Here is an 11868-nt window from a genome sequence, read left to right on the forward strand (position 1 = left end):
GGGCCGATTTGGTCAGATGGACAAGCACCAGCACCGAGGACACCGCGCCCGACCGACCCGGAGGTAGGCCACACCATGGCACCGAACGACAGCGCCCCGATCATGGACGAGGGCCAGGACACCACGCCGGTCCGACGCAAGGCAGCGCGCTACTTCGTCCCGGTCGCCGTGGCCGGCGTCGCGGCGGCGACCATCGGGCTCGTCCCGGCGCTGGCCGCGTCCGGCGACCCCGATCTGCCGAAGATCAGCGCCCAGGAGCTGATCGAGAAGATCGCCGCCTCGGACACCCAGCAGCTCTCCGGCATGGTCAAGATCAAGACGGATCTCGGCCTGCCCGCGATCAGCGGCCTCGCCGAGAGCTTCGCCTCCGGCGCCGGGGAGGGCGGCGGCTCCGGCTCCGCCGCCCCCGAGGAGAGGCTGACCCAGCTGGCGACCGGCTCCCACACGCTGCGCGTCGCGATCGACGGGCCCGAGCGGCAGAAGCTCTCCGTCCTGGAGGACGACTCCGAGTACAGCCTGATCCACAACGCCGGCGAGGTCTGGGCGTACGACAGCGCGTCCAACGAGGTCCACCACTCCGGGAAGCGCTCCGGCGCGGACCGGGGCGACGGCGGGAAGGACGCCGGGAAGGACGCCGGGAAGGAGCTGTCCGCCACGCCCAAGGAGCTGGCGGACGAGGCCCTCAAGGCGGTGGACGGCTCGACCTCCGTGACCGTCGACGGCACCGCGCAGGTGGCGGGCCGCGACGCGTACCAGCTGGCCGTCAAGCCCCGGCAGAGCGGTTCGACGATCGGCTCCATCAAGATCGCGGTGGACGCGAAGACCGGTACGCCGCTGAAGTTCACGGTCAACTCCAGCGACGGCGGCAAGTCCGTGATCGACGTCGGCTTCACCAAGGTCGACTTCTCCCGGCCCGCCGCCTCCACCTTCGACTTCACCCCGCCGAAGGGCGCGAAGGTCACCGAGGCCGACGAGACCGACGAGGCGGCGAAGTCCGGCAAGGGCGGGGACCACGGCCCCGGCGAGCAGGAGCTGAAGGACCTGGAGAAGGAGCTGGGCGCGCTGGGCGGTCTGCCCGGCGGCGCGCTGCCCGGCGGCGGTATGGAGATCATCGGCAAGGACTGGACCGCCATCGCCAAGTTCGGCGGCGGCGGCGCGGCCGAACTGCCGAAGGGCTCCGAGCCGTCGAAGGGCTCCGAACTGCCGGAGGACTCCGAGCTGCCGTCCGAGGCCGCGGACTTCCTGGACGCGCTCGGCGACCCGGTCAGCGGCGACTTCGGCACCGGCACGATCTTCAAGACCCGCCTGGTCAACGCCCTGCTCACGGACGACGGCACGGTCTACGCCGGCGCCGTCACCAAGGACGCGCTGGTGAAGGCCGCCAACGCCGACAACTGATCCGTACCGCACCGGACACCGGTCCCGGCCGGCCGCCCCGCCGTAGGCTTTTCACGGCGGGCCGGCCGGCCGAGCCGTTTCCGGGGGCGTCGCCGGGGGCCGGCGGCGGGGGATCCGGAGCACTCCGGGAGATGGGGAGCGGCAGATGACAGCGGTGATCGAGACCCACGGACTCACCAAGCGCTACCGGGGTGGGCGGCTCGCCGTCGACCGGCTCGACCTGACCGTGCCCGCGGGCTCCGTCTTCGGCTTCCTCGGCCCCAACGGGTCGGGCAAGACCACCACCATCCGGATGCTCATGGGCCTCATCGCGCCGACCGCGGGCACCGCCACCGTCCTCGGCGGCGCGGTCCCGGGGGCCGGGCGCACGACGCTGCCGCAGGTGGGGGCCTTGATCGAAGGGCCGGCGCTGTACGGGTTCCTCAGCGGCCGCGACAATCTCACCCGGTACGACTGCGCCGACCCGACCGCCGATCCCCGCACCCGCGAGGCCCGGGTCTCCGCCGCGCTCGACCGGGTGGGGCTGACCCCGGCGGCGGGCCGGAAGGCCAAGGCGTACTCACTGGGCATGAAGCAGCGGCTCGGGCTCGCCACGGCGCTGCTCCGGCCGCGCCGGCTGCTCGTCCTGGACGAACCGACCAACGGGCTGGATCCCCAGGGCATGCGGGAGATCCGCGCCCTGGTGCGCGAGCTGGCGGCGGAGGGCACCACCGTCTTTCTCTCCTCGCACCTCCTGGACGAGATCGAACAGGTCTGCACCCACGCGGCGGTCATGGCGCGCGGCCGCCTCCTCGTCCAGGGCCCGGTCGCCGAACTCGCCGCCGGGGCCCGGGGCCGGCTCACCGTCGTCACCCCCGACACGGGGGACGCGGCCCGGCTGCTCAAGGAGCTGGGCGTCACCGGGGTGAGCGTCGAGGACGACGCCGACGGGGGCGTCGGCCGGGTGACCGCCGAGCCGCCGGGCGAGGGGACGGAACTGTCCGATCTCAACGCGGCCCTGGTCCGCGGCGGGGTACGGGTACGGGGATTCGGGGTCGAGCGGGCCTCGCTGGAGGACGCCTTCGTGGCGCTGACGGGGGAGGGCTTCGATGTCGCGGGTTGAGGCGGGGGGCGGGGCGGGGTCTTCCGGGGCGGGGGCCGCGCCGGGGTCCTCCGGGCCGGACGGGGCGGGGTCCTCGGGGTCGGGGCGCGCGTCGGGGCTCTCCGGGGCGGGCGGTGCGTCGGGGCCCTCGGGGGCGAGTCCGCTGCGGGCCCTCGGGCTCGTCCGCTCCGAACTGCTCCTCACCTTCCGGCGGCTGCGCACCCTGGCCCTGCTGGGGGTGCTGGCCGCCGTACCGCTGCTGATCGGCGTCGCCGTGCGGATCGAGACCGGCGACGGCGGGTCGGCCGGCTCCGGCGGCGAGGGGCCCGCCTTCATCGCCCAGATCACCAACAACGGCCTCTTCCTGGTCTTCGCCGCGCTCGCCGCGACCCTGCCCCTCTTCCTCCCGCTCGCGGTCGGGGTCGTCGCGGGCGACGCGATCGCGGGCGAGGCGGGGGCGGGCACCCTGCGCTATCTGCTGGTGGCCCCGGCCGGCCGGACCCGGCTGCTCATCGTCAAGTATGTGACCGTGCTCGCCTTCTGCCTGGTCGCGACCCTGGTGGTGGCCCTCTCCGCGCTGGCCGTCGGGGCGGTGCTCTTCCCGCTCGGCGATGTCACCACCATCTCCGGCACCACCGTCCCGTTCGGGGAGGGAGTGCTGCGGGCCGCCCTGGTCGCGGCGGTCGTGGCCGCCTCACTGGCAGGGCTCGCGGCGCTGGGGCTGTTCGTCTCCACGCTCACCGACAGCGGTGTCACGGCGATGGCGACGACCGTCGGCGTACTGATCACCGTGCAGATCCTGGGCGGGATTCCCCAGCTCGACGCGGTCCATCCGTATCTCTTCCCGCACTACTGGATGTCGTTCTCGGATCTGCTGCGGGAGCCGTTCCACTGGGAGGGGATCCGGCGGAACCTCGGGCTTCAGGCGGTGTACGCGGCGGTGTTCGGCTCGGCGGCGTGGGCACGGTTCACCACGAAGGACATCACCGCGTAGCGCCGGCGGGCACGGAGTCCCGTACCGGCGCCGGTACGGGACTCCGTGCCGGGCCGGGCAGCGGCGGGACACGGCGCCGGGCCCGGACATGGCCGCATGCGTGTGCGGTGAGCGCGCACACGCATGCGGCCGGCGGGGGCGGCGGTTCAGCGGGCCCGGCCCGGCGTGCGGACCGCTCGCGCCGGGCCCGGCGGCAGCGTCAGAAGACGAGCTTCCAGCTGTCGATCCTGCCGGTGTCCTGCGCCGCGACGTCCTGGACGCGCAGCTTCCAGTCGCCGTTCGCGGCCTCGCCGGAGGCGTTGACGGTGTACGTCTCGATGACGTTGTCGGCCGAGTCGTTCGCGCTGGAGTTCTTCAGCCGGTACGCGGTCCCGTCCGGGGCGACCAGGTCGACCACCACGTCCCCGCGCCAGGTGTGCTTGACGTCCACCCCGACCGAGAGGGCGGCGGGGGCGTTTCCGGTCCGGCCGGAGACGGTGACCGTGGAGGTCACCGCCGCGCCGTTGTCGGGGATGGCGACGTCGGCGGTGTTCTCGTAGGTGTCGCCGGGAGGGTTCGTGGCTCCGGAGCCCAGCGTCCAGATCGCGTGGGCGATCGCGTCGCTGTTGCGGTCCAGCGCGGTGTCGTTGATGTTCGACGTGGTGTCGCAGGAGGAGTGGTAGCAGCGGTCGAAGGCCTGGCCGGCCGTGCCGCCCCACTTCTGCGCCTGCGCGGCGGTCTTCGTCCGCCCGGCCCCGGTGAAGAGACCGCCGACCGCTATGCCCACATTCTTGAAGGACGCGTGGTCGGAGCGGCCGTCGCCCTCGGTCTCGATCTCGGTGGCGACGCCGAGGCCGGAGAAGTAGTTCTTGAAGACGCTCTCCAGCGTGGGGTTGTCGTCGTAGACGAAGTAGCCGGGGTTCGGCGAGCCGATCATGTCGAAGTTGAGATAGCCGGAGATCTTGGCGCGCTCGGCGGCGGGCAGATTGTTGACGTAGTGCCGCGATCCGATCAGGCCCAGCTCCTCCGCGCCCCACCAGGCGAAGCGCAGATGCTTGGTCGGCTGGAGCTGTGCCCGGGAGACCGCGAGCGCGGTTTCGAGGACGCCCGCGGAGCCCGTGGCGTTGTCGTTGATGCCCGCGCCGGAGGTGACGGAGTCGAGGTGCGCGCCCGCCACCAGGACCTGGTTGGCGTCGCCGCCCGGCCAGTCCGCGATCAGGTTGTAGCCGATCGCGCCGCCCGAGGTGAACTGCTGGACGGTCGTGGTGAATCCGGCGGCGTCCAGCTTGGCCTTCACATAGTCGACGGACGCCTTGTAGCCGGGCCGGCCGTGGGCCCGGTTGCCGCCGTTGGCGGTGGCGATCGACTGGAACTGGTTGAGATGCGCCTTGACGTTGGCGAGCGGTATGTCGGGCGCGGCGAGCGCCTGCACGGAGGCGGTGGCGGCGGCCGGGGCCGGTGCGGCGGTGGCCGCCGGGACGGCGGGGACGAGCAGCCCGGCCAGGGCGATGACGGCTGCCGCGGCGGTGCGCCGGGGAGCGGAGAGCTTCATACGAGGGCTCCGGATTCCGTGCGGGGACAGGACGGAACGTGCGAGACGCCCCGGAACGGGAATCCGGGGCGCTGGAGCGGTGGCGCTGGGCGTCCGGGCGCGCGGCGGCGCGCTGTTCGTACGGGAGACCTCACCGGTTCGTGAGAGTCCGCGTGGCTTCGTACGGCTGAGGGGTGCGCGGGCGGCACGGAGTGCCCCCGGGGCGAGCGGGGTGGTGCGGACGGGGCACTCGGTGGCGCGGTGTGCGTTCGAAGAGTTCAGCGACAGTTCGGCATACCGTCAAGGGCGGAAATCGGTCAGTTGTGTTCATTTAGCGGACAGTTGTGTGCTGTGCGGGACCTGTGGAAGCCCTTGCTCTCCGCTGTGCCGTCCGCCGTGCGGCCCTTCGCCGGGGACGGGCCCGTCCCGCCCCGCGCGGAACCCGTCGCGTCCGGCCCCCGCCGGCCGGGGCGCTCGTCCGGATGACGGACAGCGGCGCGTTCCCGCCGGGCGCCGCCGCGGTGCCGCCGTACGGTCGCGAGGGCCCGCGGCGACCGCGCCCGTATCCCGGAACCGGGTGCGCGCCGGGCCTGTCCGCACCCCGGTGCCGCTTCCGGTTCTGGCGCCGATTTCGCTTCCGGGGCCTGGGGTCAGCTCGCCGGTTCGGCCGTCCGCGTGTCGTAGTCGGCCCGCGCCGCCGCGATCTCGTTCTGGTGCTCCTCGGTCCAGGTGACCAGCGAGCGGATCGTGGTGTGCAGGGTGCAGCCGAGCGCGGTGAGCGCGTACTCCACGCGCGGCGGTACGACGGGGTGCACGGTACGGGTGACCAGGCCGTCCCGCTCCAGCTGGCGCAGGGTCACGGTCAGCATCCGCTGGCTGATGCCGTCGATCTCCCGGCGCAGCTCGGTGAAGCGCAGCACCCGGCTGTCGAGCAGCGCGATGACCAGCAGCGACCACTTGTCCGCGACCCGGTCCAGGATCTGGCGGACCTCGCAGTCCTCCCGGGTGTCCCACTGGAAGGGATCCGGATCCCCGCTGTCCTCGAAGTCGGTCACCGCCTGGTGCCTCGGTGACTTTGAAGTGCCTTCTTCCATGGGACGTCATGGTGCCGGAGGATCGACCTGGTTACAAGAGGGAACTGGCCCCCGGTGCGGTAACCGGATGTGACCTCCCTCTTCGCCCTCTTCTTCTCCTCTCCCCACGTCCGTTTCCTGCCGCAGTCCCGTGGAGCCGCACCGATGTCCACCGCCCTCCCTTCCGCCCCCGCTCCGTCCTCCTCGGCCATGTCCGGGCGGGCCTGGGCCCTGCTCCTGGTCCTCTGCGGCGCGATCTTCCTGGAGGGCATCGACATGGCCATGCTGGCCGTGGCGGTGCCCACGATCAAAGCCGATCTGGGGCTGTCGACCGGTACGGCGGCCTGGGTCGTCAGCGCGTACGTGCTCGGGTACGCGGGCTTCACCCTGCTCGGCGGGCGCGCCGCCGATCTGCTCGGCCGCCGCCGGATGTTTCTGAGCTGGCTCGTCGTCTTCATCGCCTTCTCCGCCCTCGGAGGATTCGCGACCGAGGGCTGGATGCTGCTCGTCTCCCGCTTCGTCACCGGTGTGGCCTCGGCGTTCATGACGCCCGCGTCCATGTCGGTGATCACCACCTCGTACCGCCAGGGCCCCCAGCGCAACAGAGCGCTGCTGATCTTCGCCGGGACCTCCGCCGGCGGTTTCACGCTCGGGCTGGTGGTCGGCGGACTGCTCACCCAGCTCGGCTGGCGCTGGGTCTTCTTCGCGCCGGTGCTGCTGGCCGGGCTGATCCTGCTCGCCGCCGTCCGGCTGATCCCGGTCCAGCGGCCGCCCGTGCGCAAGGGAGGGTTCGACCTCGCGGGGGCGGCCGCGGCCGCCGGCGCGATGCTGCTGCTGACCTATGGGATCGTCCGCCTCGAACACGGCTTCGACGGCTGGGCGATCACCCTGGCGGCGGTCGGCGCGGGGCTGCTCCTGATCGGCCTCTTCACCGCGATCGAACGCCGCTCGCCCGCGCCCCTGGTCCGGCTCGGCATCCTGCGGCGCGGCTCGCTGGTCCGCGCGGATCTGGGGGCGCTGCTGTTCCTCGGCTCCTTCATGGGCTTCCAGTTCATGGTGACGCTCTATCTCCAGGAGCTGCGCGACTGGAGTTCGCTCAAGACCTCGCTGGCCCTGTTGCTGATGGGAGCCGATGTGCTCCTGGCTCCGACGCTGACCCCGATCCTGGTGAACCGGTTCGGCCACGGGAAGGTCATCCTCAGCGGGTTCCTGATGGCCTTCGCCGGCTACGCGCTCTTCCTGCCGATCGGCCCGGACTGGGCCTATCTCGCGATGCTGCCGACGCTCACCCTCACGGGCGTGGCCTTCGCCCTCGCGTACGGGCCTCTGACCATCGCCGCCACGGACGGCGTCGTGGCGGAGGAGCAGGGCCTCGCGGGCGGACTGCTGCATACGGCGACGCAGTTCGGCGCGGCGGTGGGGATCTCGTCGGTGACGGCGGTGTACGGGCTGGCCGGCTCGGGTCTGGACGCGTTCCGGGCGGCGCTGGTGGTGCCCGTGGTGATGTCCCTGGCCGGGGTGCTGATCTCGCTGCCGGGGGCGCGGAGCGGCCGGGGCAGGCGTACGGTCGCCACCCCGGGCACGGGATCCGCCGAATCCGCCGGGGGCTCAGGGGGCTCAGGGGACGGTACGGGTCCGAAGGCGTCCGGAGCCGCGGCTTCCGCGGGGGCGCTCGCTCCCTGAGCCGGACGCGGAGGCCGCGGGGCGGGCGCGGGGTCTCCGGGATGCGCGGTGCGGGGTGCGGCGCGTGGGATGTGCGGGGCGGGTGCGAGCAACGTCACGTCGGTGGCCGGTCCGGCGGCGCTTACTTTAGGACGATGGACAATTCGCCCGCCGGTGGACCGAACGGACCGGCCGCCGACTGCCCGCTGGTGGAGGTGGTCGCGACCTATCTGCCCCGGCTCACGGAGTTCTCCTTCGAGCCAGGACTCGTCGCCGCCGTCGACCAGCACGCGGCGGCCGTCCGGGACGCGCTGCTCCCGGCTCCCCGGCGCGGCGGGACCGCCCGCCCCCGGGCGGCCGGACCGCCCCCTCGGGCCGCGCTGTTCACCCCCGTACGCCGGGAGGATCTGGCGGACTACGTCCTCGGCTTCACGGACTGGCTCACCGAGGCGGAGTGGATCGAGCCGGTCGGCCACGACTTCGCGACGCTGCGGCTGACGGCCGTCTGCTGGCTGGTCCGCGAGCACGATCTGCTGGACGGACGGGGCGGGGCCGCCGGCTGACCCCGTGGTCGGCCGGCGGCCCCGCCGCTTCCCGCTTCCCGCTTCACATCGGGTCGATGTTCTCCGGTCCGCCCGGGCCGGGACGGCGTTCGGGGCGGTCGCCCAGACCCGGCTCGCCCGCCGTCGTACGGCTGCCCGGCGCGGGCGTGCCCGCCTGCGCGTCGGCCCGGCCGCGCTGATAGGCGCTGATGTTGTCCCGGGCCCCCGCCGACTCCTCCTCGGCCCGCGACAGCCACCGCTCCCAGCGGGCGCGCATCGGACCGATCAGACCGCCGCCGGCGCCCACGATCACCACACCCGCGACCGTGGCGAGCACCGCCGTGAGCAGCGGACCGGTGATCGCGGTGGCGATCCCGGCCTGCCCCAGCGCCGCGATCACTCCGAGCCCGACGATGAACGCCCAGGCCACGGTGGCCAGGACCTTCCCGTACGAGACTCCGCCGAGCGCCCCCAGGATGATGTCGCGGACCGCGCGGGCGATCGCCATCGCGACGACCACGATCACCAGGGCGACGATGGCCTTCGGCAGCCAGGCCACCGCGGCCGTGATCATCGCGCTGATCGGGTTGGGGCCGAAGGCCCCGAAGGCCAGTTGCAGCACGATCAGCAGCAGGCCGTAGTAGACGACCTTGGTGAGGATCCCGGTCGCGTCGTACTTCGATCCGCGCAGGGCGTTGGCGGTTCCGCTGCGCTCGGCCAGCTTCTCGAAGCCCACCTTGCGCAGCAGCTTGTCCACCACGCGGGCTATGAGCTTCGCGATGAACCAGCCGATGATCAGGATCGCCAGGAAGGCGATGAACTTCGGGATGAATTTTGCCACCGCGGACCACGCGTCAGTGAAGCCCTGACCGAAGTCCACGGAGAGGGCGAGGGGCTGTGCCATGACGCACTCACTCCGTCCGCTGGGCGGCCGCCGCTGTCCGGGGCCTGGACTTCGGTCGTAACACCCGGCGGGCGGGTGGGGCCTGCGCCCGGGCCCCGCACTGGGCCGGTGGAGTGGTAAATCGCGTGGCGGGAGGGGACGCGGCGGGGTGTCGCGCCGGGGGCGCGGGACCGTACGCCCCCTTTCGCGCGCCCCCTTCGCCCGCCCTCCGCCTGCCCTTCGTACGGCCGCCCGCCCGTACGACGTCGCGCGGGCCGAAGCGTCAGCCGGCGGGCCGGTCCTGAGCCGGGGCGGCCGGATCCGGAACGGCCGGGGCGGCGAGGACCGGGTCCGCGGGGTCGGCCGGGGTCGCGGGGGCCGGGGGCGTCGGGGTGATCGAGGGCATCGGGGTCGTCGGGGTCGTCGGGGTGTTCGCGTTCGCGGGGGCCGGGTCCGACGGGGGGTGCGCCGCACGGGCCGACAGCTCCACCGCCCGGGCCCGCGTCTTGCGCGCCGCCCGCAGCGCGTCCCAGGTCAGACAGATCAGAGCCAGCCACACCAGCGCGAACCCGGCCCAGCGCTCGACCGGCATCGCCTCCCGGAAGTACAGCACCCCCAGCAGGAACTGGAACGTCGGGGCCAGATACTGCAGCAGCCCCAGCGTCGACAGCGGCACCCGTATCGCGGCCGCGCCGAAGCAGACCAGCGGAACCGCCGTCACCAGGCCCGTCGCGGCGAGCAGCGCGGCGTGACCCGCGCCCTCCGCGCCGAAGCTGGACTCGCCCCGGGCGGTCAGCCACACCAGAAAGCCCACGGCGGGCAGGAAGAGCACCGCGGTCTCCGCCGCCAGCGACTCCAGACCGCCGATGTTGACCTTCTTCTTCGCCAGCCCGTACGTGGCGAACGAGAACGCCAGCGCCAGCGAGATCCACGGCGGCTGGCCGTAGCCGATGGCCAGCACCAGCACGGCGGCGAAGCCCGTGCCCACCGCCGCCCACTGCGCGGGCCGCAGCCGCTCCTTGAGCAGCAGCACCCCCATGGCGATGGTGACCAGCGGATTGATGAAGTAGCCGAGCGACGCCTCGACCACCCGCCCGTTGTTGACCGCCCAGATGTACAGCCCCCAGTTGACCGTGATCACCAGGGCCGCGACCGTGATCAGGCCGAGCTTGCGCGGGCTGCGCACCAGCTCCCGGATCCACGCCCACCGCTTCACGACCAGCAGCGCGAGCGCGACGACCACCAGCGACCAGGCCATGCGGTGGGCGAGGATCTCCAGCGCCCCCGACGGCTCCAGCAGCGGCCAGAAGAGCGGGACCAGACCCCACATCCCATAGGCCGCGATCCCGTGGAGGAGCCCCGTCCGCTGTTCGCCGTCGCTCGGCCTCACTGGCCCTCCCGCCCGTTCTCTGTGCACGTCACCCCGTCGACGGTACGCGCCACCAGGGCGGCCCGTCATGGATAAATCGACAAACGGTCATGGCGGCTCCGGAGGGCGAGCCCGCCGGTCGGCGGAACAGATCAACTCTCCCGGGGCGGCGGTCCGTTGTCGGTACGGGGTCGTACGATCGGACGCGACACTGGAACGTGTGGTGGGGGGACCATGGCGTACGGGAGAGCGGTGCGCGCCGTCGGCGGGGTGCTGGCGTGCGGGTTGTTGTGGACGGGCTGCTCCGGCGCGGACGGCCGGAAGGATCCGCCCGGCGGGACCGGGAGCCCGCAGGCGAAGACGTCCGGCGACACCCGGTCCGGCGAGGCCGCGAGCCCGACGCCGGTCCCGACCGGGCTGGGCTTCGATCCCGATCCGGCGCGCGCCCCCCGGACCGGGGACGCGGCCCGCGAGCTGGCCCGCGCGGTCGTGGCGGGCCCCGAGCTGTGGGGTCCCGGGTTCGTCGCCCGCACCCCGGCGCTCAGCGCGCCGGGCCACTGGCCGGTGCTCGACGAGGGCTGCGTCTGGCGGAGCGGATCCTTCCCCTCCGATGTCCTGCACAGCGTCACCGCCTACAGCGAGCTGCCGGCCGAGGCTGGCCGGGGCCCGCTCCGCGTCGCCGCCACCGTCACCGTGCACCGCGGGGTCCGGGAGGCGGAGTGGGAGATGGCCGAGACCTTGGAGGAGGCGCTGCGCTGCCCCGGGCAGAAGCTGCGCGAGGGGGAGCGGATCGCCGAGCTGATGTCCATCGGCTCCGCCTTCGGCACCGGGGGCAATTTCACCGCCGAGGACTCGATAGGCGAGCTGGGCCGCTATCTGAGCGCCGAATTCGACAACCGGCCGTATCAGTACGGGTGGTTCCAGTCGCGGCTCGGACAGGTCACCGTCGCCGCGGTCACCAAGGGAGCCGCGGGCCGTACGGAGAACGAGATCAACAAAGCCAGGGCCGAGGCCCTGACCGGGATGATGCACCGCCTCGAAACGCGACTGGAGGCCGCGGGATGAGCCCCTCGCCCCACGACCCGCCCCCGGACGGCCCGGGCCCGTCCCCCGACGGCCCCGACCTGTCCCCCGACGCCCCGGGCCCGGACGCCGAAGCCCCTCGCCCGGACGCCGACGGCCCCGGCCCGGTCTCCGGCGGACCTCGCTCGAACGCCGCCGCCCACGACGACGGCCCGGGCCCGGCCCGTGAAGTGCCCTGCCCGGATGCCGCCGACGCCGACCCCGGCCCGGTCCGGGAAGCCCCTCGCCCGGATGCCGCCGACCCCGGCCCGGTCTCCGGCGGACCTCGCTCGA

10 protein-coding genes are annotated in these 11868 nt (G+C 73.3%); 6 read left to right on the forward strand and 4 right to left on the reverse strand.

Annotated elements, in window-relative coordinates:
• The first annotated feature begins 75 nt into the window (after positions 1-75).
• The 3 genes from ACF089_RS33005 (at position 76) to ACF089_RS33015 (ending at position 3473) form a co-directional block, all read left to right on the forward strand.
• Positions 76-1398, forward strand: a complete 1323-nt coding sequence (locus ACF089_RS33005; RefSeq protein ID WP_392034889.1) for an outer membrane lipoprotein carrier protein LolA — start codon at positions 76-78, stop codon at positions 1396-1398.
• 145 nt (positions 1399-1543) lie between these two features.
• The gene (locus ACF089_RS33010; RefSeq protein WP_392034891.1) at positions 1544-2500 is read left to right on the forward strand and encodes an ABC transporter ATP-binding protein; all 957 of its coding nucleotides are present in this window, start codon (positions 1544-1546) and stop codon (positions 2498-2500) included.
• Positions 2487-3473, forward strand: a complete 987-nt coding sequence (locus ACF089_RS33015) for an ABC transporter permease (protein ID WP_392034894.1) — start codon at positions 2487-2489, stop codon at positions 3471-3473. The genes ACF089_RS33010 and ACF089_RS33015 overlap by 14 nt, the downstream gene beginning before the upstream one ends.
• A 199-nt stretch (positions 3474-3672) precedes the next feature.
• Here ACF089_RS33015 and ACF089_RS33020 read toward each other — a convergent pair whose 3' ends face one another.
• Together ACF089_RS33020 and ACF089_RS33025 are read right to left on the reverse strand one after the other, a co-directional pair.
• Positions 3673-5004, reverse strand: a complete 1332-nt coding sequence (locus ACF089_RS33020; protein WP_392034896.1) for a M28 family metallopeptidase — start codon at positions 5002-5004, stop codon at positions 3673-3675.
• Positions 5005-5633: 629 nt separating this feature from the next.
• Positions 5634-6077 (reverse strand): winged helix-turn-helix transcriptional regulator, encoded by a 444-nt coding sequence (locus tag ACF089_RS33025; protein ID WP_392034898.1) that lies wholly within the window; start codon positions 6075-6077, stop codon positions 5634-5636.
• A 189-nt stretch (positions 6078-6266) separates the two neighbouring features.
• Here ACF089_RS33025 and ACF089_RS33030 point away from each other — a divergent pair, with 189 nt between their 5' ends.
• Both ACF089_RS33030 and ACF089_RS33035 read left to right on the forward strand, forming a co-directional pair.
• Positions 6267-7739, forward strand: a complete 1473-nt coding sequence (locus ACF089_RS33030; protein WP_392034972.1) for an MFS transporter — start codon at positions 6267-6269, stop codon at positions 7737-7739.
• Between the two features lie 134 nt (positions 7740-7873).
• A complete protein-coding gene (locus ACF089_RS33035) occupies positions 7874-8281 on the forward strand; it encodes a DUF6401 family natural product biosynthesis protein (protein ID WP_392034901.1) in 408 nt (135 codons plus the stop codon).
• A gap of 43 nt (positions 8282-8324) precedes the next feature.
• Here the strand turns inward: ACF089_RS33035 and ACF089_RS33040 are convergent, their stop codons facing one another.
• Together ACF089_RS33040 and rarD are read right to left on the reverse strand one after the other, a co-directional pair.
• Positions 8325-9164: a hypothetical protein gene (locus ACF089_RS33040; RefSeq protein ID WP_392034904.1), complete on the reverse strand. Its 840-nt coding sequence runs from the start codon at positions 9162-9164 to the stop codon at positions 8325-8327.
• Between the two features lie 262 nt (positions 9165-9426).
• Positions 9427-10473 (reverse strand): EamA family transporter RarD, encoded by a 1047-nt coding sequence (rarD, locus tag ACF089_RS33045; protein WP_392034975.1) that lies wholly within the window; start codon positions 10471-10473, stop codon positions 9427-9429.
• 273 nt (positions 10474-10746) lie between these two features.
• Between rarD and ACF089_RS33050 the strand changes: the two genes are divergently transcribed.
• Positions 10747-11577, forward strand: a complete 831-nt coding sequence (locus ACF089_RS33050) for a hypothetical protein (RefSeq protein WP_392034906.1) — start codon at positions 10747-10749, stop codon at positions 11575-11577.
• Positions 11578-11868: the final 291 nt, after the last annotated feature.

The sequence above is a fragment of the Streptomyces sp. NPDC014894 genome, from assembly GCF_043080985.1.
GTDB lineage: Bacteria > Actinomycetota > Actinomycetes > Streptomycetales > Streptomycetaceae > Streptomyces.